Raw genomic sequence first — 25,902 nt, 5'->3', positions numbered from 1 at the left:
TTCCGCTATTGGAGGTCTGGGAGATATGCAGAAAAAACATTTAATTATATTTTCACTAAAAATCCGGAGCTAAAATAAATGAGTGACCAGAATGATAGTATTCAAAAAATTGTTGATATTCACCGGGAAGTACATGAAAAAGTTGGAGAATTTATTGTAGGCAATAAAAACCTGATTGATTTAATTTTAATCGGATTATTGACAGAGGGACATATCCTGATTGAAGGAGCACCAGGAACAGCCAAAACCAGTATATCAAAAATTATTTCACTCATTACCGGCTGTGATTTTAAAAGAATCCAGGGAGCAATAGATCTTCAACCGATGGATATGATTGGTGTAAACATCTATGATTCTTCTACTCATGATTTTGTATTCCGAAAAGGACCCATATTTACCAATATATTGCTAACCGATGAATTAAACCGGATTAATCCAAAATCACAGAGTGCATTTATCGAAGCTCTCAGTGAAAGACAGGCTACAGTAGATGGGGCTGTCTATCCTCTTCCTTCTCCTTTTATTGTAATCGCTACTCAAAATCCCTATGAGCTGGAAGGCACATTCCCTCTTATTGAAGTACAACGGGATCGTTTTTCATTCAGTACAACAACCACTTTCCTTGGCCATGAAGATGAACTGGAAATTATCAGAAGAGCATCTACAGGAATTCTGGAATGGGACAATTATATTCAGAATATCAGGCCAATAATTGAACATGAAACACTCCTCTCATTAATCCAGAGTATTAAAAAAATTACGATACAGGATCCGGTACACCGATATATCCGTGATATCATTATGGCAACTCGTCATCACCAGGATATCTCACTTGGTGCTTCTTCTCGTGGATCCATTGCGATGGTAAATGGGGCAAAATGTCTTGCTGCATTACATGGACGTGATTTTGTAATTCCGGATGACATTAAATGGCTAACACCATTTGTTCTCCTACATCGTATTTATCTGACGCGAAATGCAGAAATGGACGGTGTAAAAGTAATAGATATTATACAGGAAATACTTGAGACCATCGAGGTGCCATAAACTTGAAATTACATCGCTGCACTGAGGGATTTATCGTAATTTTCATTATCCTCTTATTTACCGCAGCGTATTTTGATGAACCAGGCCTTCTTTTCATTTCAAGTTCACTGGGTCTTTTTATTACATCCAGATACTGGATTTTTTTATTCAGGATAAAAAAAATTGCAGATTCGTGTACTATCAATCGGAAACTTGAAAAAAAAGTATTCAGACAGGGGAATCTATTAAAAGTAAATACAGAAATTTCAATAACTTCAGAAACCGGGATAAATATTCAATATTCCGAGAATCCTGTAGCGGGCATTATATTTAATCATGGTGAAATATCCAAAAATATTTCAGAAAATGCAATCCAGACCTGTAATCTTATTTATTGGATTATTCCGATAATTCATGGTAACATTCGTTTTGCATATGGAGAATTATTATTCTCTGATCTCTTTTTCTCAAGTACCCTACATCTATCCAAAAATAATTATACAAATCCTGAAATAAGAATCGTTCCGGTTCCATTTTTCGAGAAGGAAACAATTTTAAGTACTCGCGGAGATAAAGAAAACGAAAAGGCCAATATTTTACAGGGATTTAGTATCCGCTCATACCGGGAATATATACCAGGAGATGATATCAGGAAAATTGACTGGAAACTCACTGCAAAATATGACAACCTGTATGTCAGAGAGTATTCCGGAATGCAGAACAAGCCTCCACTGATCATCGCAGACCTCCCTGAACAGGGGACATCATATAAACCGGAAGGATTGCAATCTATTATTCGTGCCATAACTGGTATTATTGAAAATAAAAACTATCTGAAAGAAAATCTTTCAATTCTGGTCATTTCGGGTCCAAATATCATTAGCATGGTGTTGGATGAATATGATCACGCTAAATGTATGGAACTGGTGACCAGATATTTACATCCTCAAATTCGGAATCATCATTTATACCGGGTAAAAAAACGATCTGATATACGGGAAGAACTAAAGCAAATTAGAGACCAGAAAAAAGAAAACTTTTCAATAAATGATAACAATTTCTTTGAAAGAAAATCCACTATTTATTTAAAAGTACTCATGGAAAAAGAGAATACACATTTTTCTAACCAGATATCAAAAATACTCACCATGCATAATCCTGAAGAAATTGTCTTCTACTCCTTATGCGAAGGTGATGTAAGCCATATCCAGGAGATTCTCAAGCAAAGTCATTATAGAAATATCAGATTTACCCTGAAAATTCCATCAAAAAATTATCCTGAATTTATGAAAAAAGCAGGAATATATTTGAAAGGTGAAAAGATCGAGATGATACAATGAATCTTTTATTTAAAGAAATTTCTCTTATTGCTCTGACTGTCCTATCCTTGACTGGCTCAATGATACTTTCAAGAAACATCTGGTTTATCTATCCGTTGTTGATAATATTTTCATTGTTTATCTGGAATATCAGCAGGAATGCGCCTCACTATCGTACTATCTTATTTTTATTCATTATTTTTGATTCCTATGTATCATATTATTCTTCACCATTCCTTTCAATCCTGATTATTTGGTCCGGAGTCATGTTATTTGCTATCCAGGAAAACCTTATTGTAACAAAAATGGATATCCGGATAATTGTAATCCTTTTGGGAATGATTGCATTAACCGGCATAATAATTATGCATACCAACCGGATTCTCTATCCATCCCTCTTCGTCCTTGGTTTATCAGCGGGTATTATTTTTCTTTCCATTATTTTCCATTATCGAATTCAAAAAAGATATTCCGGAGAATATTCATGAATGTTAAAAATAAAGACCGAAATATTACCGCCTCACTGGTTCTCATTCTATCTGCAGGGCTATTATTCATTATTACCTGGATTTCTGGCAGGAATGATCTGACAAATGCAACCGTTATCATATCAGCATTGATTTTATTCCTGACCGGACTCATCATCTTTACCTTTCAAAAAAATTCTCTTGTTGAGGGAGAATGGGCATCATTATTTCATGTTCAGGAAACGATTAATCTTTCACGAATAACTTCTGACCTTGGAATAATGGGGCATGCAATATTCATTCCGGAAACAGAAGAAAAAACAAAAATTATTTTTCAATTTATTCCGGTGTCGACATATAAAAAAGGAGAACTCACTGGAGATTCTTTTGTCACAGGAACCGGGGGAACCGGACTTCTAATTGATCCTTCTGGAAAACCATTAAAAGAGTACCTTGATAAAAAATTGAAACTTCATATTCCTGATAATGATGATGAAATATTCTCATTGATTCGTGAGATAATAGAAGAAACTCTGGAATTAACAGAGAAAACCCTAGTTCAAAAAACAGGAGAGAGTTTTATCATCTCATTACAGGGCTTTCAGATGATAAACGGATGTTTTGCAATCCATGAAGAATCACCAGCATGTTGCCTTATCAATCCATGTCCAATAAGCAGCCTTATTGGAATGATCCTTGCAGAAGGAAAAAACCAGCCTTTTACCCTGGAGCGATGTTCTCCGAAGAAAAAGAACAACTCTGTAGAGTTAGTATATTCTCCAGTTAAAATAGATTAAAAAATTTACCTCTTTTCTGCCGGATAGATCTGAGTCCAGAGATGAAGATCGCGATAACTTGCATTTATCCTGTCCATATTTTTTATCGTTTCATTAGGAACTGATTCATTAAACAGTAAAAATTCTATCCTATTATATCCAGTACCTGGTGGAATGAAGGTATACGGACGTGTAATTGTTTCATTATGAGGAATAGTAAGGGTATCTTTGTCAATTAAATCCATCGCCATTATGGTTGATGTATTATCTTCCGGATTAAACGTCATATTCATCACATGTGTCTCAATCGTATACGTGATATTGCGATACTCATGATTTCCAACACCGATAAATAAAGGATATTGTACTCCGACAAATACTTTTGAAGGATAATCAGCAGCCATTTGATTCTCACCAAGAATGAAAAATTCTGTAAATTTTTCTCCTTCTTTAGGAACAGCAATAACAAAAATTGTAACACTAATTGCAGTAATAATTGAAATTAACAGAATTATTGAAAGAATGCGGTCAAAACGGGTCTGACCATCTGAAAAAAAATCATCCCTTACTGATTCAATTATCTGAGAGAATGGAAATTCATATCTCTCTTCATCAGGTAGTATTCCTCTCCGATACTGTCCAATAAGGATCATTGCTAAGACGAATGCAGATAATGATATGACAATTGGATCAAGACGTATGCCCCACGGCGTATAATTTAATGCAAGACCGATTAGAGGAACTACTGCAATGGACATCCCAAATGAGAGTGCAATACGTTCTATAAGATCCAAATCTGATTTTTGAGGAAAAAACGCTGCAATAAGAGAATATCCCGGAATAAATAATATTACAGGGAGAGCAAAAAGTGTCCGGATAGGACTGGTATTCAGAAATGGAACATAAATTGCACATAAAGATATAAAGAGCCACAAGAAAATAACCTTTAAATCCGGAAAAATCCTGACTTCAAAAAAGGCTTTATTTATAGTACCCCATATTTTTTCTGGATCAGGAGATGAATTCACATAAATAATTTGATCTCTCTTTAAATTAAGGCTTTGAGTATATGAATAAATCCTTCAGATTTTTAGATATATCATCTGAAAAAAATATCGATATCGTTACATCAATTCTATGAATATCAAAATGAAGGATTAATTTATTATTAAAAATAAGTAATATTTATGCTAAATAATTTATCGAATTATTTATTAGATTTTAGGCATTTAAACATCAAAAAATTTTTTTCAATTTTCTCTCTAATGATTCTATCTTTTCTGGTGACCTGCAATCCTTGTCTTGGTTCTGATGATTTGATTGATGATTCATCTCCTACTGCATATGATCTTTACAAAGAAGGAAAATATGATGAAGCATTACAATCCTTTGACCAATTATTGATTCAAAATGCATCTGACATTCGTGCTTTAACAGGAAAGGCTAATACACTGGTAAAATTGAAGAAATTTGAAGACGCAATTACAGAATATGACAAAATTCTAATTCTGGATACAACGAATGCAGATATTTGTAATAAAAAAGGTCAAGCACTTTATAATTTAAAAAAATATGAAGAAGCGATATATTCTTTCAATAAAGCACTGGAGATTGACCCGAATCTGAAATCTGTATGGTATAATATTGGAAATACATATTATTCACTCAAACGATATGAAGAGGCAATGCCTGCTTTTGACAAAGCCTTTGAATTAGATCCGGAATACACCTCGGCATTATTGAAAAAAGGTGATTCACTAAGAAATTTACAGCAATATGAAGAAGCAATATCAACATATGACAAAGTGATTGATCTTGATCCTAACCTGACCGCACCTTGGAATAGCAAAGGAGTTACTTATAATAAACAAAAGAAATATGAAGAAGCAATTGAATCTTTTAAAAAATCTCTGGAAATCAATCCAGACCAGAAATCGGGATGGTATAATATTGGAGATGCATATTATACACTCAGCCAATACCAAGAGGCGATACCTGCTTTTAACAAAGCATTTGAATTAGATCCGGAATACACCTCGGCATTATTGAAAAAAGGCGATTCTTTTAGAAAAATGCAAAAATATGATGAAGCGATAACCACATATGACAAAGCTATTGATATCGATCCTAACCTTACTTCTCCCTTTTTAAGTAAAGGAGCAATTTTTTCAGATTTACAGGATTATAACAAATCAATTACAGCATATAAATTGGCACTAGAAATCGATCCTGGTCTTGCATCTGTATGGAATAGTGTAGGATCAGTTTATACTAAACTAGAAGAATATGAAAATGCAATAAAAGCTTTTGATACTGCATATTCATTAAACCCGGGTTTAACATCAGCGCTTATAAATAAAGGAGATTCGTTAAGTAAGTTAGGTAGGAACGAAGAAGCAATAGAAGTATATGACAGAGTGTGTGAAATCAACCCGAACCTTACAACGGCTTTGATTAAAAAAGGAGAAGTCCTCACATCATTAAATAAAACTGAAGAATCTCTTGAAATATACAACTCAATTATTGCAGAAAATCCGGATGATGTTACTGGATACATCCAGAAAGGTAATTTTCTAATAAAAAAGGGAAATTTTGATGAAGCCATATTAGCTTTTGATAAAGCAATAGCACTGGATCCTGAATCTACTTCGTCTATTAAAAGAAAAGCCAATGCTTATTTATCAGAAAACCGTTACGAAGAAGCGGCAGAAATTTTTAACCAGGCTTTGACGATAAATCCGGAAGATGCCTCATTATGGATTAGTCTTGGTAATACATACAAGTCTGATAAAAATTATGAAGCCGCACTGGACTCTTTTAACCGGGCATATGAACTGGACAAAAATTCGATATCCGCTCTGAAGGGGAAAGGTTCCACCCTTCAGTCGATGAAAAAATATAACGAAGCCATCGATGCATATAACCGTATACTTTACCTTGACGAAAATGATCCTAATGCATGGATAGGAAAAGGAAATGCCCTAAATGGTCTTAAACAATATTCAAGTGCCCTTATAGCTTTTGAAAAAGTGCTGGAGATAGACCCTACTCTTGTTTCAGCCCTGAATGGAAAAGCTACTGCACTCAGGAATATGAAAAAATCTCTTACTGATGAGATTCATGAAGAAGTGTATAGTACATATGAAAGTATCCTTGAAATTAACCAGGATAATCCAGGAACATGGATTAACCAGGGAAATACATTGAAGAATCTCAAGAGATATGAAGAAGCTATTGAAGCATATGATAATGCCCTCGGACTTAATGATACCCTTACGTCTGCATGGATAGGAAAAGGAGATTCTCAAAAAAGCCTTGAATACTATAAAGAAGCGACTGAATCATATGAAACCGCATTAGAATTAAACCCGAATTTAACATCAGTATGGAAAAATATGGGTGATTCATATATCAAAATTGGAGAAACTGAACCAGCAATTGCCGCATATGAAAACTATACAATCCTCTCTCCAAAAAGCCGTCCTAGCTGGTTTACTTTAGGAGAACTTTATCAAAAACTTTCGGAATTCAACAAATCCATATTCGCTTTTGATAAAGTAATAGAATTACATCCGAAAAATGCCACAGCCTGGCTCTATAAAGGTGAGGCCCTTACCGGACTTATGATGTATAACGAATCATTACAAGCGTACAGGCAGGCGAAAAATTACAATAAAAGTATTATAATTCCGCCATCAGTCATTACAAATGCAACTATTGAAGACCAGAATAATTTACGAGTAAATCTCTTTTAACCCTGAACAACTATTTTTCTGATAATAATTTTTTATTCATCTTTTCAAAAAGATAGAGTTAGTAGCGTTTTTTCCCAATTATCAACAGATATTAATATCCCGATTAGATTCGAAGGTCGTGATCTTATTATGTGAAAATCATAATAAATTTAATAATATATTATAGTTAGTTGCATAATATTTTGAAATAATATTTTGCGCTCAAAAATTTTTCAGCCCATCCTTTGAAATAGGTGATCTGGTTAATTCTGTAGAAAAATTCTTCCCAAATTTCTGCTTTTAAGTGATCATGATCCTTAATGAAAAGGGTAGAAAGATCTCTCCGGACAGCTCTCCAAATTTGCTCAATTGGATTTAAATCTGGAGAATACGGCGGAAGGATAATTAGTTCAATACCATTTTGTGCAGAAAAATCACGGACCATTTGTGATCGATGAGATGAGAAGTTGTCAAGAATTATCACAATTCTTTTTCCTGGATTTGCTACTTTAAATTCACTTAAGACTTCACATATGTCCTCTTTTTAAGAGTGATCACGAAATGTTAAAATGGAGTTCCCATTAGGAGAGTAAATTCCAAAGGTATTGGCTCTAAACTTACTGGTATTTTTTATAATGCGGGTTTTTGTGAAAAACCAAACCCGTTAAGTGTTAGCAGTAGATTGTGGGGAACTAGCATCGAAAAAGCCGATTACAACATTTTTGCTCATTTTTAGGAGTCTTTTTTTAAAATTTCCTCTGCGTTTTCAGGCCGACGATAATCTTGCGGATATAATTTCCCAAAAAGCATTTTGTATTTCTTTAAAATTCTCCTTATTTGGTCCATACTATAATTTACGGAAAATTTTAAAAAAATTAACTCTCGAACTTCAGAGGTTGTCCAAAAATTGTGAGTGTGTAAAATCTCATATAATTGATCCTTTTCAACATCTGAAAGTTTTGCTGGCTTTCCACCTGCATAACCTTCTGAATTCCACCTGTCCTGCCACGTGTAACCCGTTCCCGGAGAAATACCTACTAATTTACACGCTTCCTTTACGGACATATTCGAATACCGAAGGTTAATAAAGGTTAACCGCTTATGGATTTTGGCCTCGAGCTCATAATCTTTTATTTTTTTAAGCAAATCACTTTGAGTAATGTGAGGAATAATTGATATTTGCTGGACATTTATCATAAACTATGTTTAAATTTAAAAGTATAGAAAGTAATGCAACAAACTATAAATTATTAATGAACCAATGCGATCTAAATCCCCCCTCAAAAAAGATGATACTCATCTTTTTTGTTGTCAAAATCCAGATTGTTCCGATTATGGGAAACGTGGACTAGGAAATCTTACGGTTAGTGGAACATCTGGGAGCCAAGGAAACCGTATGTTGAGATGCAGGTCTTGTGGCTATCGCTTTTCTGAAACCAGAGGTACTGTTTTATTCAACTCAAAAATAGACCACGATCAAGCCGTTTCTGTTATGGCACATCTCTCCGAGGGATGTGGTATACGAAAAACCAGCAGATTAACAGAAGTGAGTTTAGGGACAGTGGCTAGGCTCTCTAAAAAGTCAGGAAAACATGCTCAAGTAGCCCATGATGAATTGGTTGGTTTTTCCCCCTCAGACTAATGAAGTTCAATTCGATGAAAAATGGAGTTTCATTGGTAAGAAAGAGAAGAATTGTGATCCATAGGACCCAAAAGATAACAATTATGGAGATAATTGGGATCATATTGCTTATGGTCCTGAAAACCGATTAGTTCTTTCTGTCATTCCCGGAAAACGAACTGCAAAGAACACTCACAAACTCATACAAGACTTTATTAGAAGAACCGGGGGTAAAATAATGAGATTGATTACCACAGACAAGTATTTGCCATACATAGATGCCATTCTTGTCGGATATGGAAAACTGGTCAATCTTGAAAGAACAGGCAAACGAGGACGCCCAAAAAAGCCATATTGGGAGGTTCCTTCAGAATTGATTTATGCAATGGTAAAAAAACATCTTTCCAAAGGAAGAATATGTAAGGTTGAGACTGAGTTAATCTTTGGAACAGAGGAAGGACTGAAAAACGCATTAAAAGCTTCAAAAGTTAGCAATAATATTAACACTTCATTTATCGAACGGCAGAATGGTACTGACAGAAATCGGAATTCACAAAAACTTAGAAAAACGCTTTCATTTTCTAAAGAACTGGAAGAACACGAATTGATGACGTTCTTTTCTCTATATAGTTACAATTTTTGTTGGTCCGTTGGGACACTTCAACTACAAGATAAACAAGGGAAGCGATCAGTGAAAAGAACACCTGCAATGGCAGCAGGTTTAACAGATCATGTGTGGACTATCGAAGAGTGGATTCGTTTTCCTACTGTGCAGCTATGTTAGATTACGACCGATTCGAAGAATTACCTAAAAAATGGATAATGATTATCCAGCATTAACTTCGGACTCCATTTTAAAGCCCAACTTTGCCACTAGAAAATAATATGTGTGTTTTTAGTGATGTTTGAATCGTTAAAAATGCAGACAAAAAAAAGAACCAATGAACTTTCGCCGAATGAAAATATATCTTTTCCTATCGGGACAATATTCCTCGTTGATAAGTTGTATGAAATCCTGCAATTTGCGATATTTTCGGAAAGCACGAGACGAGGAGTATCGAAATCAACAAACTACTTCGAGCCCTCATTAGCTACAAATTGACGAATAACTTCAACATAAAAAGGTCTGAAGACTGGATCAACCGGCCTGAAATACTTGACGAATTTTCCCCCTCTCCCTTACTTCAGTGAAAGAACGCTTTACCGTGTCCTTGAAATGCTTGATACTAATCGTGATGAAATCATCTCTGACATCCAGGATGTCTTTTTTTCGCGATACGATTTTGAGCATCCCAACATCTACATGGACTGGACCAGCCTGGTCCTTCATGGCTATGAGGCCCGACTTGGAAAATATGTATTCATCTGTGACCACCGCCCAGAAAAAAACAGATCACAGTTGGTGTTACAGAACTTTAAGGCCCGATAAATATCCCAAATGGGATGACAATCGAACCTGGCAATCTCAATGATCATATCCACTTCAAGAAGACATATCACAGTCAAACAACCGGCTGAAAGAAGGATCTCTGGTTATATTCGATAAAGGAGCGAATAGTGTCGCTAATACCCAGTTGATCCGGGCAGATAATCTTCAGTTCATCACCGGAAAAAAGCTCAACAAGAGCGATGACAACATAATCGCTAAGTTTGAAACCTATAATCCGCATGTAATTGATGAGGAATCTGGGATTCGCGGAATTAAAATCAAGAAGCCAAACACTATTAACTATCTCTACTTCTCAAAAAAACTGCAGAAAGAACAGCTGGAATCCAGAGCCAGAAAAGTCGTTCGTGAGATAAAAGAAGCAAAGGCCATTCAATAGAGCATTGACAAGAATAAGGCTCTTCCAAAACGATTCAGGATTAACAATCTTCTTGTGGATGTGGGCTACTCCATCCAGACAATGCTGATGGAACTCTCCGAAGATGATGCTATATGGCTTCTTGAAATAAAGTTTATAAATGGGAGAGAGGAAGTTTTCTGCCCAAATCAAGTAAGAATTTGACACTTACTGAAGCCCTTCTGACCTATCAGAAGAATGTCTTGATTGAAAAGATATTCAACTCTCTCAAGAACGAGATCGAATCAAACCATTACGTATATGAACAAATAATAGTATTTACGGGGCATTAATCATTGGGTTTATTGCACAGATATTTGTCTCACTAATCCGATTTGAGATCCCGGACCTGAAGCATACGTCAACAAAATTCATCAAACGGCGCTATCGATTTTGGGTAATGTCCTGACAAAAAGCTGGTAATACTTATAGGCAAAATTGTGTCAATATCCATGTATTAAAATTTTATATGAATTAGATGATGAATATTAACAATGGTAGGAAAACGCGGTCCAATAAACATAACCTGTCAAAACCCGGATTGTTCATTCTTTCAAATAGAAGAGGGAAAGGACATTACAAAAAATGGTCATAATACAACAGGAAATCAACAATATCATTGCCATCATTGTGGTCAGTATTTCATTGAAACACGTAATACTCCCCTTTATCATTCACGTTTACCTCGTTCTGAAGTTCTTTTAATTGCAAAGCATGCAGTGGAAAAAACATCAATTCGTGGGGTATCCAGAATTATTGATCACCACCGGGATACGATTTCCAGGTATTATCACCTTATCGGAGACCATGCAGAAATCCTCAATGATCACAACATCTGTGATGTCCCTGCTGGTGATTGTGAAATGGATGAAATTAGGGAATTTATACAAAAAAAACAAAAATCTCCAAAATAATGAACCTGAAGAATATGGAGATTATTGGACAGATACAAGTTTCAAAAGAGAATCTGGATTATTTATCGCATTTCACTCATGAAAGAGGATTGGAAGTAACTGTGCAGATATGATGGATCTCTTTTTTGAGAGAATGAATCTCCCAACACCCGATGAGAAAATTTCGATATATACTGATGGAAATATTCAATACTCGATTTGTTTGCCAGAATTATATTGGGAACCATGTATGAATTATGGCCAGCGGGTAAAAGTCAAGAAAAAAAATACGCTTGTTTGTGTTTTTCGAGAGAAAATATTTGGTAATCCTCATTTTCCTTCAATCTCAACATCTGTTGTTGAGGGCTATAATAATAAAATTCGTCAGCGTTTGAGTAGGTTTGGAAGGAAAACGGTTTCATTTTCGAAAACCGTCCATGATTATATAGCATCATTAAACATTTTTCAATTCGTCTACAACTTTATTGAAATCAAAACTGACCGTTAGTCTCCGGCAATGCTGGAGATTATTACTGATCACTTATGGAATTGGGAGGAGTTTTTAAACCACCATGTTCAGTTATAATTTGGGTCAATACCAAGTATTTTGATCACAATAGTGCGTGATCTTAATGAGTATCTATAGTCAAAGTGGCAAACTTGGGATTGAAGATTGAGAAGAAACTAATCCGGGATCAAAAAAGAAAACCAACTCAGAGACCATCTGCAAAAATGGTTGTTCTTCATGTTCAGAAGAGTGAAGCAGATTAAGGAAAGTGTGAATTCCGGGTTATTGTTCGAGTTTTGAATTTCACGGATGAATTAAGATATATTCTCCGATTACGAGGGCCGCATGTGGAAAAATAGTATGCGTAATTTTTTTGGTGCCGAGTGTCGGATGAATAAAAATTCATTGAATATGAGAGAGACTGTGCAAGTGATATCACATGAAATCCAAACAGAGCACAATCTATCGTTTAAGCATAGTTCATATAATTATTTAAAAAATGAGAAATAATCCTCCTCATCAAATTCCAATTTTCTTGATTAAATTACCCTTTAAATCATTATTTTTAGCGGTTACTTTAGAACCGGTATTTAAAATTCCAATCAATCCATTTTTCACGTTATTATCAGTAATAGTTACACGACAACCCGTATTTACGATACCAATTTCAGCATTTTTAATTGAGTTATCATCTATGGTAACATAGCATCCGGAATTAAAAATACCAATAAGTCCATTCTTAATCGAATTTTCATCAATAATAGCGTTTTTCCCTGTATTGACAATACCTAAAATATTACATTTTAACTCGTTATCACTGATATGTGAACCAGTACCGGAGGAAATTATTCCGACACCATTGTTATTAACAGTATTACCACTGATTTCAGTATTTTTGCCTGAAGAATCAATACCAACCAGACTATCTTTCACATTATTATTTATTATAGATGATGATGCACCAGTAGAGATGATTCCTGCCTCGTAATTTCCTACAACATCATTATTTGTAATAATGGCATCTGAACCATAGGATAAAATACCCATATCATTATGATATACCTTATTATCGTCAAGTAAAGCATTTAACCCAGATGATTTAATGCCAATATCATTATGATAGACTAAGTTTTCTGTGATATCAGCATCATTACCGGTTGATGTAATTCCAACTTTTGAATTATGGAATACATGGTTTTCATTTATTGTTGCAGATGAACCGGTTGAATTGATACCATATTTGTTATGATGTACATTGTTTTCGGTAATAATTGCAGATGAACCGGTTGACTGTATACCCTCATAATTCTTGGAAACCTTATTTTTAATAATATCAGCAGAAGAACCAACAGACCTGATACCGATCTCTGAATTACTGTCAACGCAATTATTACTGATTTCAGCATATTCACCAAGGGAATCGATGCCAAGATTATTATGTGTTACAACATTACCGCTTATATCAGCATACATGCCCGAAGAACCAATTCCAACATCACTTCCCTTTACTACATTATCAGTGATTTCAGCATTGCGAGCTGACGAACTGATTCCGATATCTTTGTTATTAATCACACAGTTTTCATCGATTGTGACATCATCACCAAAGGAATTTATTCCAATCCCATTATCATATACCAGGTTTTGAGAGATTGATGCATTTATTCCACAGGATTTAATGCCCATTTCAAAGTTATTGATAACATAATTTCCATTGATTGTAGCATTATTTCCATTAGAAATTATACCAATCTTACCATTATTTTTCACGAGGTTTTCATTAATTGTTGCACTTTCACCAATTGAACTGATACCATACTTATTGTTGATGACGGTATTACTATCAATAACTACAGAAGAACCAGTAGACCTGATACCATCATTATTATTCTGGACCAGATTGTCAGTAATAGTTGCAGAAGAGCCATAAGAATAGATTCCTGCATATCCATTCTGGACAGTGTTCTGGTTTATGGTTGCTGATGAACCACGAGAACGGATTCCAAGCTGTTCATTATCACTAACATAGTTATTCGAAATTTCAACATCCTTGCCAAGAGAATCAATACCAAGAATGTTTTCTTTCACAATATTACTATTAATTTCAGCATTCGTTCCAGAAGAACCAATTCCAATTACATTTCCCTTTACAACATTTTCAATGATATCAGCATTGATGGCTGATGAACTGATACCGATATCAGTGTTATTAATCACACAATTCTCATCAATTGTGACATCATCACCAAAGGAATTTATTCCAATTCCATTATCATATACCAGGTTTTGAGAGATTGATGCATTTATTCCACAGGATTTAATACCCATTTCAACGTTATTTAGAACATAATTTCCATTGATTGTAGCATTATTACCATTAGAAATTACACCAATAATACCATTATTTTTCACGAGGTTTTCATTAATTGTTGCACTTTCACCAATTGAACTGATACCATACTTATTGTTGATGACGGTATTACTTGCAATGGCCACAGAAGGTCCGGTAGACCTGATACCATCATTATTATTCTGGACCAGATTGTCAGTAATAGTTGCAGAAGAGCCATAAGAATAGATTCCTGCATATCCATTCTGGACAGTGTTCTGGTTTATGGTTGCTGATGAACCACGAGAACGGATTCCAAGCTGTTCATTATCACTAACATAGTTATTCGAAATTTCAACATCCTTGCCAAGAGAATCAATACCAAGAATATTTTCTTTCACAATATTATTAGTAATTTCAGCATTCGTTCCAGAAGAACCAATTCCAATAACATTTCCCTTAACAACATTTTCAGTGATATCAGCATTGATGGCTGATGAACTGATACCGATATCAGTGTTATTAATCACACAATTCTCATCAATTGTGACATCATCACCAAAGGAATTTATTCCAATGCCATTATCAAATACCAGGTTTTGAGAGATTGATGCATTTATTCCACAGGATTTAATACCCATTTCAACGTTATTAAAAACATAATTTCCATTGATTGTAGCATTATTACCATTAGAAATTACACCAATAATACCATTATTTTTCATGAGATTTTCATTAATTGTTGCACTTTCACCAATTGAACTGATACCATACTGATTCTCACTGACGGTATTACTATCAATAACTACAGAAGAATTAGTAGACCTGATACCATCATTATTATTCTGGACCAGATTGTCAGTAATAGTTGCAGAAGAGCCGTAAGAATAGATTCCTGCATATCCATTTTGGACAGTGTTCTGGTTTATGGTTGCTGATGAACCACGAGAACGGATTCCAAGCTGTTCATTATCACTAACATAGTTATTTGAAATATTAACATCCTTGCCAAGAGAATCAATACCAAGAATGTTTTCTTTCACAATATTACTAGTAATTTCAGCATTCGTTCCAGAAGAACCAATTCCAATAACACTTCCCTTAACGAAATTTTCAGTGATATCAGCATTGATGGCTGATGAGCTGATACCGATATCAGTGTTATTAATCACACAATTCTCATCAATTGTGACATCATCACCAAAGGAATTTATTCCAATGCCATTATCATATACCAGGTTTTGAGAGATTGATGCATTTATTCCGCAGGATTTAATACCCATTTGAAAGTTAGTAATAACATAATTTCCATTGATTGTAGCATTATTACCATTAGAAATTACACCAATAATACCATTATTTTTCACGAGGTTTTCATTAATAGTTGCACTTTCACCAATTGAACTGACACCATATTGATTGTCAATGACGGTATTACTATCAATAAGTACAGAAGAACCAGTAGACCTGATACCATCATTATTATTCTGGACCAGATTGTCAGTAATAGTTGCAGAAGAGCCTTTAGATAAGACTCCACCATAATTATCTGATATTGTATTATGATCTATCGTAGCAGCTGATCCAGTGGATTTTATTCCATAATAATTATCATTCACTGTATTATCAGTTATTGTAGAAGAAGAACCCGAAGTACTTACACCAATATCATAATTGCTTATTCCCGCGAAATTCTCCACTGTGACATCGTTGGCTGAAGACGTGATATCAATGCCTATTCCATTTCCAGAACCACTGATCGAGAATCCATTTCCATCTAGCGTAACTCCTGAAGCTGAAATTACAATACTAAAAGTAAAATCTTCTTCCGATTCATAATCTTCAGAGTTATAATTCTGATTTATATAATATTCTTTATATGCTCCGGTAATTGTCCAGGTACCTAATGTATAAGTATAATCTTCAGTTTCTGTATCCACTACTAATTCAATAGAGCCTGATATATCGTTACTAACAACTTCATGGGCTCCATCGTCTTCAGGAACTAATGCTGCCTCATCAGGAACAACAGGACAAGAATCACCGGTACAAGAACCGTCAGTAACCGATAAATTAGATCCATCATCTTCAGGAACTAAATCTTCCTCATCAGGGACAGCAGGACAAGAATCACCAATACATGGAGTTTCGTCTATACCGGAATCATCATCTTCAGGTGCTAATGCTTCCTCATCAGGGACAGCAGGACACAAATCACCAGTGCATGTGGATTCGTCAATACTGGAATCATCATCTTCAGGTGCTAATGCTTCCTCATCAGGGACAGCAGGACACAAATCACCAGTGCATGTGGATTCGTCAATACTGGAATCATCATCTTCAGGTGCTAATGCTTCCTCATCAGGGACAGCAGGACAAGAATCACCAGTACATGGGCTTTCATCTATACTGGAACCATCATCTTCAGGTGCTAATATTTCCTCATTGGGGATAGCAGGACAAGAATCACCAGTACATGGGCTTTCGTCTATACTGGAACCATCATCTTCAGGTGCTAATATTTCCTCATTGGGGACAGCAGGACAAGAATCACCAGTACATGGGCTTTCGTGTGAACTACCACCACAGCCATCCGGATTGGTACAACCGCCATCATGACCGCCTGAACAGCCGCCGTGCCCTGAATTTGGATCTGTAGTTTCACATGCTAGTACAATTCCTACTGTAAAAAGAAGCAGGAATATAATTAACAAAGATTTGAATAATTTCATGATTTCACCACTATGATTGATTTGTTCCACTCATTCTCTCGAGATTGTTAAGATATGTCTGTGCATTTGATATCCCATCGGGATCATGACTGACAGCCATTTGAAAAGCAGCTTTAGCTTTATCATACTCACCTTGAGTAACATAGAGGACACCTAAATTAGTATAAGCCATAATAGCACCACCTGTATCCAATTCAATTGCCTTTAAAAATGCATTTTCCGCTTCAATAGTGTCGTTTTGCATAAAAGCCACCGCTCCAATTCCTGTATAGACATCGGGAGCAGTTTGAACAGTTGCATAGTTTTCTCCTTCCAAAAAAGTAGTCCTCGCCTCATCTAGTTTTCCAAGAGAAGAAAGAATATTCCCTTTTCTAACTAAAGCATCAGCAAAAAATTCACGGTTTTTACTTGTTACCTTTTCATAACTGGTAAGGGCATCATCAATTCTCCCAAGTTTTTCCTGGACGGCCCCAAGATTAATCCAACTCCGGAAATATTCAGGATTTGAAATTACTGCTTTTTCATAATATTTTGATGCATTTTCCAAATCACCCAAAGCAACATAACAAGTACCAATATTATTGAAAATTGGTGCTTGGTCTGATCCCTCATAATCATCAACCTCTTGGGTAAATGCTGCCAGTGCCCCGGAATAATCTCCAATTGTCAATAAATCCATTCCGGAATCAGCATTAACACAGAAAACTAGTATAATAAGCGCTAAAAAAAGAATTAAAATCCCTTTTATTCTTATGATATTAAAAAAAGAATTTCCATTAAGGCATCCACTATCAGATGTTTTTAAGATGTTTTTATCCTGAATTTGAAAGGTATTAATTATTTCAGTCATATCAGTAATAAGATAACATTCCATTGTTTATTTTATTCATATATAAAAACTTTGAAATGAATAATTTTTATGGACTGCTTATTTAAATCATAGATTTGAGCCTTAAATGTAAAAAATTTAGCAAATAATTAGTTTGAATATTACTATTGCCTAAATGCCATATGGCCATAAATTTATCATACGATTATTATAAAAAAAGAAAATAATATTTAAAAAATTAAAATCAGAATAATTAATCTTAAAATTTTTATTTCAGTGCAAAACAGTGGCCCAGGTTTAATTTTAACATGAGTCCCAATCTACTGTAAAGTTTTCTGCATACACACACATGATAACCGTATTGAAAAATATAATTATGATAAAAAAAATGTAATTGAATCAACCATACTTAATTTTTTAAATTTCAATAAAAAAAAATTCTTGATTTTATTGAACATGAAATATACTCATCATGATTCATTCTAATTCAATACCATTAGAAGTTGATGTTTCAATAATGGGAAGATCTTTCTTTTGAAAAAATATACTGAATGGAAATTTAATTCTCCAGAATTTCCTGTCAGTATTATATTCTCCGATTTCGTACTTACCAATAAATAATCTAATTACGATAAAATTTCGGGTAAAATACATAATATATCTTAATTTTATAAATTTTTGTAAAAATAAATTATATAAACCTAAATATCGGGTATTAATTTTACTTTTTTGAATTATTCTTTGTAATAAAATAGTTATTTTTTTTCGAATGAGAACCTTCCAGCGTGTATAAATACCAATTATTCCAAAAGAAATTTTATAGTATTTATCTTTACGTATTACACCAACCACATATCCTGTAAGCAATTCACGAGTCAAAAAATAATCATCAGGTTCTTTGTTATTATCTCCCTGGGTCAAATATCCATCAGAACGAATACCGATGATCCGATGAGTAACTTGTTTTTCACCATTAGGTGGATTAAAACAGATAATATCACCAATTGATGGATTTCTATTCTTATATGGTACAACATCTAATAAATCCAAGGGAAGCAAAGTGGGATACATACTATATCCTGAAAAAAGAATTGGAATATGCCCATCAGAAAAAATTTCTGAACTTGTTGCAGGCACTTTTGAAGGTTTATTCTGGTTTAAAAAGGCGTTCTCCTCATATATATCATCTTGATTACTTTTTAATTCAGTAATAATTAGTTCGATAGATTCCCAGAATTTTCCGGAAAGAGTGTTTTGTAAAAGATATATCGGAACTGATGTAATAAAGTCCCCAACATTTTTTATTTCTTTTTTATAAACTTCTCTAATGTTATTGGGTTCACGAAAATTATGTTCACATCTTTTGAACATATGCTGAATGCATTCAAAAACCATAATAAATTTATTATGTAATTGAATTTTTTCAACTAAATCAATATCGGATTGTTTAAGAAAAAAAAGTCCCTTTAGAGGAACACTTTTTTTTGTATCCCATTTTCCGCCAGTTCCATTATTAAAAAAAGTACTCCACGTTGGCCATGGATGGGCATGATATGAACCATTATCGTGTTTCAATATAAGCGTTGCATCGTCACTTAAAGAACACCATGGGGGAGGAATTCTTTTACTTGCGGTCGATTTTCCAATCCCGCTTGGTCCGGAAAGAACAATTCCACATCCATTTTTTTCAATGAGAGCTCCATGAATTAAAAATCCCCCATATGGAATAAAGTATGAAGCTATTCCAAATGCACAACTTGCAATTTTATTCATTTTTTTATCAATATCATCAAAAGGATATATTGCAAATAATTTAGGGGAATCTTCGGAGAAATTTATAAGAGGAAAAAAACCGTATGATTCCTGGATACTAAAAATAATTTTTCTTCCAGTACTTGATTTCTGTAGTGACATAATATCTGCAAGGATTTCTAATAATTCAGATTCCTCTTTACCTGCAGGAATTAATATGAATTGATTGTTAAATAGAAAAGGGATAGAATAATTATTAGAAAAACATGTTTCTATTTTTACCATCTAATTAAAAAGAGCGTTTAGAATTAAAAATATCTAGGTGATTAGATATGGCGCAATAATTAATTATGTTGAAACGCCATATTGTTGACAAGTAGTACAACCAGGACAGTTAGTATCATCGTAAGACGAACCACATTCCGCAGCCTTACCAGCAAAACATTCTTGATTTGTCCCCCTTGCTTTATTGATCATATCCATGTTACATATTTCAGGTGGGACATATTTTGGTTTAGTTCCCTTTTTGTTATCCATATAGAAATCACTAATTCTTATTTGATGTTTTAATATTAATTACTTACGTTTCATTGAACGTTTTTACCATAATTATCTTTGAAAGGATTTGAATTATCTACAATCTGCTTGAAATTTTTAAAACAACTGAATGAATCAACTCCAAAAATCCTGCCTTCATTTTCAGATAATATGCCCGGACATCCACCATCACAATATTGCATATATTTACATCCATCACAGTCGGGTAGTAAAGATAAAGGAAAATATGTAAGTATCCTAATTGAATTTAATGAAGGAGATTTTAACCAGATATCCTTAATTGGATGTTTTCCGATTACTCCAATTATCATGTATGAAAGACGATCACAAGGAACCATTGTTCCATCGTTTAATACAGTGAGGTGAGAAAAACCAGCTCCACAGCAACTATGGTATCCTGGTTTAAAATTAGAACTATTATCTTTTGATTCTTTTCCGTTACTATTATCTGTAATACGTAAAAATTTTTTAATATTCCCATTAAATTTAATTCTTTCTTTGTATTTAATTTCAAGCTCCCTTGCAATTAATATAACATTTGCTAATTCATCAAATGATAAAGCAATATCCTGTTCATTTCGTCTGGCGCTACCAATTACTGCAGTCTCCATTATACTGATAAAATTAACGCCAATATCATCAAGAAGGAAACGGGCAACATTTGATAAATCATGAATATTATATCTATTAACCGTAACCCTGACTTTTACAGGAAATCCTGCATCTTTTAGCCGTATGAGTCCCTCAATAGATTTATCAAAACTGCCTGGTCGTGATCGGTTATGAATATCAGCACATGACCCATCTATTGAAATCTGTATCGAATCAAGTCTGATTTTTCTTTTATTCTTTGATAATTCCTGAATTATTTTTTCAGAAATTAGAGTGCCATTAGATAAAATTGAATATCGCATTTTATTTTTAATAATACCATCAATAAGCAAAAAAAGATCAGAACGCAGAAATACTTCACCACCGGAAAGAGTGACTCTTTGCACACACAGACTTCCAAGTTCATCAAAAAAATCAAGCCATTGTTCAGTGGGCAGATCTTTTCTCTTATTTACATCTGAAATATAACAATATTGACATGAGAGATTACAATGACCTGTTAAAATTATATCTGCTTTAAGTGGAGCAGGTAGAATTCCTTCAGGAGGAATAGTCATATCAGGAATACAAAATTCAGTTTGTTTCACAATCTACCTCGATAAGAAAGTCATGAGATATGTTAGAAATAAATTGATTAATATCAGATAAGATTGCATCATCTGAGGGGCAGTCAGAAAATATTGTCTGAAGGTACTGAGAAATATCAATTATGTTGTGTGGTTCATTGAGAAAATCCCATATCAATATTCCAGTCCCATTAATGGGAAGTTCCTTATCGATATCCGGATTAAATAAAAAAGCTAAATCTGATTTATCCTTTCGGCAACTAACAACAGGATTATTCATATAAACTGTTGAATTGGAAACTTTATCTTTTTGTTTCACGCTCTCTTTAATCTCTGATTTTTTCATTGTTTATCCTGCTTATGTAGAAAATGATTAATCTGATATTCCGGATATAATTTCATAACCGATAAATCCATCCTTTTTCAGACTGGATATAACATTCATGACATCTTCACGTATTCTATCTGAATCATCATCATAGTAATTTTTTACATCCATAACAATCTGGTCGACATCCCTTTTCCCATCAATTTTTTCCCAGATAAATGCACCTGTACTATTAAGGACAATAGAACTTCCGATATCGCAATTAACAATTATTAAGTGATCATCAAGACCTTTTCGACTGACTACAGACGGATTTTTAGTAGGAATGGATGATAACGTTAGTTCATTAATAGTTACCATACTAATAAATTAGCCTAATTTGGTAATAAATAAATGTATTCACCATAAAAAATATTCAGACCTGATAACTATCAGCCTGAGCCCGAAACATTTCAGTATATTTTCCATTTTTCTCATACAATTCCCTGTGACTACCTTCTTCAACAATCTTCCCTTTGTCCAGAACATAAATCTTGTCAGCCATCATTATCGTAGAAAACCTGTGGCTAATGATAATCGCAGATTTATCGATGACCAGTTCTTTAAATATCTCAAAAATTTTCATTTCTGCAAGGGCATCAAGAGAACTTGATGGCTCATCTAAAATAACCAAATCGGCATCACGATAAAATGTTCTTGCAAGAGCTATTCGTTGCCATTGCCCAGTGCTCAATTCGTGCCCACCGGAAAAAAAATTCCCTAATACTGATTGATAACCCTTTGTTAATTGGCTAATAAAAGTGTCCGCATCAGCTTTCTTGGCAGCTGTCTCCACTACCCTGCCCGGATGATTCAAATCACCGAGCCGGATATTTTCTTCAACAGTAAGTTGATAACTTGAATAATCCTGGAAAAGAATTGCGATATGTTTACGCCAACCAATTGGATCAAACGAACGGATATCTATCCCGTCAACTAGTATTTTCCCCCTGTCCGGATGATATAAAAGAGCAAGTAATTTTACGATAGAACTCTTTCCGGCACCATTTTCTCCTACAAGAGCAATTATTTCCCCTTTTCGTATTTGAAAAGACACTTCAGACAAGACATTTTCATCTGTTCCAGGATAACTAAATGAAACCCGGTCAAATACTATTTGATTAAATCCTTCTTGAGGAACAGGTTTTGGAGATGGAGGAACAATAATCTCCGGAACATGATCCAGAAACTGAAACAAATTATCAAGAAATAATTGATCCTGGTAGAGATCACTCATCCCTCCGAATATTGACTGAATATATCCAATGAACATCTGAAAGCCCATGAAATACATTACCATATCACCCGGAGTAATGCCCCCTTCAACTGTCTGAATAACGATATACAGGAATGATCCAAAAATCGCAGCCGTCATAAAAATCTGCGAAAAAGATTCCCATATTAATTGTTTCTTATGAAGTGACAATTGTTCATGTCTCAAATCAACCTGAATATCATTAAATTTATGAATAAAAAATGATCCAAGGTCAAATAATCTGATTTCTTTTGCAAATATCTGGCTAGTTACGATCCAATGAAAATACCTGCCCTTTCTTTCGTTCTCGGTCTGTAATTGTTTAAGAGCATAGATCTTTGCCGAGGACAGTATCCTGATAACAAAAAACGGTATTGTAGAACTAAAAATAATTAACCCTGCAATCGGAGAGAAAGAAATGAGAATAACAAGAACACTGCCAATTGATATAAGGCTTTGACCGATTTTTACTATACTTAATAAAACACGGTTTATCCTAAAATTACTTTCAAATTGTGCCCGATGCAGAGTATCCTGATATTCTTTATTTTCATAATATGCAAGTTCAAGATGTACAGATTTTTCATGAATAATATTATTTAACCCATCGGTAAGAACAGAAGATTGTACTATTGAAATATAATGACTAAATGACCTGAAAAAAGCAGTAAATATTGCAATAATCGCTGCAATAATCACTAGTGGGATGATGAGAGAGAAAACCTGATGTTTATCCGGTGCAAGAATGCCCGTCGTAGCAGTATCAACAATAAGTTTTGTCAGATACAAACTACAGATAGGAAGAATTCCAAGAATAACAGATGATATCAGATTAACCAAAGTTAACCGGGAGGTAATGCTCCAGATAAGACGGAGTGTTCTGGAGAGATTTTTAATAACCTGAATCAGCTCAACAAAAATATCTCTGATAAAACCGGACAGATGAATTGAAACCACTTTCAACCTGATATTACTATTACTCAATTAAACAATTAAAAAGAATGACTTTTTATCCTGTTTCGTTTTTATAGATTCTTTGAATCTCACCAAATTCCTGCGCCGGAATTATCCGTATCTCCTGGGCCACAATCTCATCAACCATCCCATTATCCGTAGTCACGGTATAGAGAACACCGGCAGATACATTCCTGCCGGAATCATCATCATCATCATCATAACCATCCTGATAATTCGCAATATCTTCAATCACCGGATATTTCCCATCTTTATCAATGACTCTAAATATCTGGGAATGGACATGGCCGGCCATAATAATCGTCGGACGATCGATTAATTTATCAAAAATATCTTCTCCCAGTTTGGATCGGTCAGTATCAGACTCCATGTAATAATGAGTTGCAATAATGTTGAATTTTAATGACGATTTTGTAATTTCATCCCGGATTTTATTGAAAGTATCCTCTGAACGGGTTTTTTCGGCATAATCGATACCGATAAGATTAAAATCGTTTATAGAAGTTACATAAAAATCATCATCATTTCCGGTATATCGAAAGAAATTACTATAACTGGTACCCCAGTTCGTATCATGATTACCTGCAATAACATATACCGGAATATCCGTTTTTTCTATTGACCGGGCATATACATCCCATTGTTTCTTGTCATTATAGTTGTTGACAAGATCCCCGGTGAAGATAATCGCACTAATATTATACTCATCCCGGATGGAGTCAAGATATGAAAAAGTATACTCATAGGTATCCGGATAACGTGAAGCCAGATTTTGAAGATCTGATATATGCACAATTGAATACGTATAGGAACATGCTACGGGTACACACAATTGAGATAATAGAATGAGAAGAGCAATAATCAAAAGAAATTTTCTTACAACCGACACTCGGCACCAAAAAAATTACACATAATATTTTTCCACATGCGGCCCTAGCAATCGAACAATATCTCTTAATTCATCAGTGAAATTTAGAATTCGCACAAGTATTCTGGAATTATCAATTTCTTTAATCTGCCTCACTCTTCTGAACATGAAGAATAACCATTTTGCAGATGGTTTATGAGTTGGTTTTCCTTTTTGATCCCGGATTTGTTTCTTCTCAATCTTCAATGTCTCACGAATTACCCACTCTGTGAACGAATACACGAGAAGACATAGAACCATTATCATGGATAAGGCTGCAATCCGATTTGAATTCTCCAGATAAACCTCTGATGCGTGAAATGAATTCCCTTTTATGAACCTGAATCCTCTTTCAACGGTGATTTGCTCCTTATAATACTCAAGACAGGTGTTTGGATCGATTGTAGTGTCATTGCTAGCCAGAACAAATCTTCCCATCACTGCTTGCTCTTTTTGGATAACCTCCTTGTTTAGAGATAATTTACAGGAAACAGAATACCACTTCTCAAGAACCTCACCTTTTTTCGGCCTTCCTACTTTTCCTGACGCTTTTTTGTTATCACTTGTTATTTCGATATCAGAAAGAATGTACCGCTTATGCTTTGACATCCATCTTTCTACAGCTAAACGTGCATCATTTTCACAAGCAAACCCGTTGACCAATGATTTATTCAGGGCAGTCTGACTTTTTGCCAGTTTCTCCTCAAGTTTTTCAATATCACGTTTAATGCTAGACTTATGTCTCTCTTCAGAATGGAATAAAAACCACTTTTGTTCGATACCGCCATACTTGCTATCGAAAGCAGCATACTTATATCTGGCATCCAAACAC

Annotated in this window: 20 protein-coding genes and 2 pseudogenes; 8 read left to right on the top strand and 14 right to left on the bottom strand. The window is 34.5% G+C overall.

All coding sequences use genetic code 11. From position 1 onward, the window contains the following. The first annotated feature begins 78 nt into the window (after positions 1-78). From DLD82_RS13490 to DLD82_RS13475, 4 genes are read left to right on the top strand one after another with little or no spacing between them, the layout of a single operon-like run. The gene (locus tag DLD82_RS13490; protein WP_109941654.1) at positions 79-1,047 is read left to right on the top strand and encodes an AAA family ATPase; all 969 of its coding nucleotides are present in this window, start codon (positions 79-81) and stop codon (positions 1,045-1,047) included. 2 nt (positions 1,048-1,049) lie between these two features. Then, the gene (locus tag DLD82_RS13485; protein WP_181391448.1) at positions 1,050-2,366 is read left to right on the top strand and encodes a DUF58 domain-containing protein; all 1,317 of its coding nucleotides are present in this window, start codon (positions 1,050-1,052) and stop codon (positions 2,364-2,366) included. After that, positions 2,363-2,833: a hypothetical protein gene (locus DLD82_RS13480; protein ID WP_109941652.1), complete on the top strand. Its 471-nt coding sequence runs from the start codon at positions 2,363-2,365 to the stop codon at positions 2,831-2,833. Before DLD82_RS13485 ends, DLD82_RS13480 begins: the two co-directional genes overlap by 4 nt. Next, positions 2,830-3,609 (top strand): hypothetical protein, encoded by a 780-nt coding sequence (locus DLD82_RS13475; protein ID WP_109941651.1) that lies wholly within the window; start codon positions 2,830-2,832, stop codon positions 3,607-3,609. The genes DLD82_RS13480 and DLD82_RS13475 overlap by 4 nt, the downstream gene beginning before the upstream one ends. Before the next feature lie 5 nt (positions 3,610-3,614). Here the strand turns inward: DLD82_RS13475 and DLD82_RS13470 are convergent, their stop codons facing one another. Next, the gene (locus DLD82_RS13470) at positions 3,615-4,616 is read right to left on the bottom strand and encodes a DUF1616 domain-containing protein (protein WP_245920452.1); all 1,002 of its coding nucleotides are present in this window, start codon (positions 4,614-4,616) and stop codon (positions 3,615-3,617) included. Between the two features lie 288 nt (positions 4,617-4,904). Here DLD82_RS13470 and DLD82_RS13465 point away from each other — a divergent pair, with 288 nt between their 5' ends. Continuing rightward, positions 4,905-7,343: a tetratricopeptide repeat protein gene (locus DLD82_RS13465; RefSeq protein WP_219968412.1), complete on the top strand. Its 2,439-nt coding sequence runs from the start codon at positions 4,905-4,907 to the stop codon at positions 7,341-7,343. Between the two features lie 166 nt (positions 7,344-7,509). Here the strand turns inward: DLD82_RS13465 and DLD82_RS19610 are convergent, their stop codons facing one another. Continuing rightward, the gene (locus DLD82_RS19610) at positions 7,510-7,857 is read right to left on the bottom strand and encodes a transposase (protein ID WP_109941649.1); all 348 of its coding nucleotides are present in this window, start codon (positions 7,855-7,857) and stop codon (positions 7,510-7,512) included. Positions 7,858-8,054: 197 nt separating this feature from the next. Beyond that, positions 8,055-8,519 carry a helix-turn-helix domain-containing protein gene (locus tag DLD82_RS13455; protein WP_109941648.1) on the bottom strand — a complete coding sequence of 155 codons (465 nt, stop codon included), beginning with the start codon at positions 8,517-8,519 and terminating at the stop codon, positions 8,055-8,057. 662 nt (positions 8,520-9,181) lie between these two features. Here DLD82_RS13455 and DLD82_RS13450 point away from each other — a divergent pair. Continuing rightward, positions 9,182-9,727: a hypothetical protein gene (locus DLD82_RS13450; protein ID WP_109941647.1), complete on the top strand. Its 546-nt coding sequence runs from the start codon at positions 9,182-9,184 to the stop codon at positions 9,725-9,727. 354 nt (positions 9,728-10,081) lie between these two features. Here the strand turns inward: DLD82_RS13450 and DLD82_RS13445 are convergent, their stop codons facing one another. Together DLD82_RS13445 and DLD82_RS18685 are read right to left on the bottom strand one after the other, a co-directional pair. Next, positions 10,082-10,273, bottom strand: a complete 192-nt coding sequence (locus tag DLD82_RS13445; protein ID WP_109941646.1) for a hypothetical protein — start codon at positions 10,271-10,273, stop codon at positions 10,082-10,084. Between the two features lie 172 nt (positions 10,274-10,445). After that, on the bottom strand, positions 10,446-10,613 hold the full coding sequence (locus DLD82_RS18685; protein ID WP_181391447.1) for a hypothetical protein: 168 nt from the start codon (positions 10,611-10,613) through the stop codon (positions 10,446-10,448). Positions 10,614-11,281: 668 nt separating this feature from the next. On the opposite strand from DLD82_RS18685, the pseudogene DLD82_RS13435 reads away from it, so the two are divergent. Both DLD82_RS13435 and DLD82_RS13430 read left to right on the top strand, forming a co-directional pair. Beyond that, positions 11,282-12,266 (top strand): annotated as a pseudogene (locus tag DLD82_RS13435) (IS1/IS1595 family N-terminal zinc-binding domain-containing protein). Positions 12,267-12,346: 80 nt separating this feature from the next. Further along, positions 12,347-12,547: pseudogene (locus DLD82_RS13430) on the top strand (IS1634-like element ISMhu7 family transposase); the annotation flags it as partial. 160 nt (positions 12,548-12,707) lie between these two features. Here DLD82_RS13430 and DLD82_RS13425 read toward each other — a convergent pair. The 9 genes from DLD82_RS13425 to DLD82_RS13385 form a co-directional block, all read right to left on the bottom strand. Then, a complete protein-coding gene (locus tag DLD82_RS13425; protein WP_109941644.1) occupies positions 12,708-17,249 on the bottom strand; it encodes a right-handed parallel beta-helix repeat-containing protein in 4,542 nt (1,513 codons plus the stop codon). 10 nt (positions 17,250-17,259) lie between these two features. Continuing rightward, positions 17,260-18,099, bottom strand: coding sequence for a tetratricopeptide repeat protein (locus tag DLD82_RS13420; RefSeq protein ID WP_181391446.1), 840 nt, complete (start codon positions 18,097-18,099; stop codon positions 17,260-17,262). A gap of 456 nt (positions 18,100-18,555) precedes the next feature. Next, on the bottom strand, positions 18,556-20,115 hold the full coding sequence (gene scmC, locus DLD82_RS13415; protein ID WP_109941642.1) for a SynChlorMet cassette protein ScmC: 1,560 nt from the start codon (positions 20,113-20,115) through the stop codon (positions 18,556-18,558). Positions 20,116-20,417: 302 nt separating this feature from the next. Beyond that, the gene (locus DLD82_RS13410) at positions 20,418-21,587 is read right to left on the bottom strand and encodes a radical SAM/SPASM domain-containing protein (protein WP_109941641.1); all 1,170 of its coding nucleotides are present in this window, start codon (positions 21,585-21,587) and stop codon (positions 20,418-20,420) included. Beyond that, positions 21,574-21,912 carry a hypothetical protein gene (locus DLD82_RS13405; RefSeq protein ID WP_109941640.1) on the bottom strand — a complete coding sequence of 113 codons (339 nt, stop codon included), beginning with the start codon at positions 21,910-21,912 and terminating at the stop codon, positions 21,574-21,576. Before DLD82_RS13405 ends, DLD82_RS13410 begins: the two co-directional genes overlap by 14 nt. Positions 21,913-21,939: 27 nt before the next feature. Continuing rightward, positions 21,940-22,254: a PqqD family protein gene (locus tag DLD82_RS13400; RefSeq protein ID WP_109941639.1), complete on the bottom strand. Its 315-nt coding sequence runs from the start codon at positions 22,252-22,254 to the stop codon at positions 21,940-21,942. Positions 22,255-22,309: 55 nt separating this feature from the next. After that, entirely contained in the window at positions 22,310-24,145 is a 1,836-nt protein-coding gene (locus DLD82_RS13395) for an ABC transporter ATP-binding protein (protein ID WP_181391445.1), read from the bottom strand. 52 nt (positions 24,146-24,197) lie between these two features. Continuing rightward, positions 24,198-25,052, bottom strand: a complete 855-nt coding sequence (locus tag DLD82_RS13390) for a metallophosphoesterase family protein (protein WP_109941637.1) — start codon at positions 25,050-25,052, stop codon at positions 24,198-24,200. Between the two features lie 15 nt (positions 25,053-25,067). Continuing rightward, positions 25,068-25,902: IS1634 family transposase (locus tag DLD82_RS13385; RefSeq protein WP_109941636.1), on the bottom strand; the 835-nt coding region annotated here is incomplete at its 5' end.

It is taken from the genome of Methanospirillum stamsii, assembly GCF_003173335.1.
In the GTDB taxonomy this organism is placed as follows: domain Archaea; phylum Halobacteriota; class Methanomicrobia; order Methanomicrobiales; family Methanospirillaceae; genus Methanospirillum; species Methanospirillum stamsii.
The sequence above is the reverse complement of the archived record's forward strand: the minus strand, read 5'-3'. Positions and strand labels throughout refer to the sequence as shown.

Coding starts and splice junctions, on each gene's coding strand:
- DLD82_RS13490 (WP_109941654.1), top strand. CDS start 79: ATGAGTGACCAGAATGATAGTATTCAAAAAATTGTTGATATTCACCGG.
- DLD82_RS13480 (WP_109941652.1), top strand. CDS start 2,363: ATGAATCTTTTATTTAAAGAAATTTCTCTTATTGCTCTGACTGTCCTA.
- DLD82_RS13475 (WP_109941651.1), top strand. CDS start 2,830: ATGAATGTTAAAAATAAAGACCGAAATATTACCGCCTCACTGGTTCTC.
- DLD82_RS13455 (WP_109941648.1), bottom strand. CDS start 8,519: ATGATAAATGTCCAGCAAATATCAATTATTCCTCACATTACTCAAAGT.
- DLD82_RS13450 (WP_109941647.1), top strand. CDS start 9,182: ATGAGATTGATTACCACAGACAAGTATTTGCCATACATAGATGCCATT.
- DLD82_RS13445 (WP_109941646.1), bottom strand. CDS start 10,273: ATGAAGGACCAGGCTGGTCCAGTCCATGTAGATGTTGGGATGCTCAAA.
- DLD82_RS18685 (WP_181391447.1), bottom strand. CDS start 10,613: ATGCGGATTATAGGTTTCAAACTTAGCGATTATGTTGTCATCGCTCTT.
- DLD82_RS13425 (WP_109941644.1), bottom strand. CDS start 17,249: ATGAAATTATTCAAATCTTTGTTAATTATATTCCTGCTTCTTTTTACA.
- DLD82_RS13420 (WP_181391446.1), bottom strand. CDS start 18,099: ATGACTGAAATAATTAATACCTTTCAAATTCAGGATAAAAACATCTTA.
- scmC (WP_109941642.1), bottom strand. CDS start 20,115: ATGGTAAAAATAGAAACATGTTTTTCTAATAATTATTCTATCCCTTTT.
- DLD82_RS13405 (WP_109941640.1), bottom strand. CDS start 21,912: ATGAAAAAATCAGAGATTAAAGAGAGCGTGAAACAAAAAGATAAAGTT.
- DLD82_RS13400 (WP_109941639.1), bottom strand. CDS start 22,254: ATGGTAACTATTAATGAACTAACGTTATCATCCATTCCTACTAAAAAT.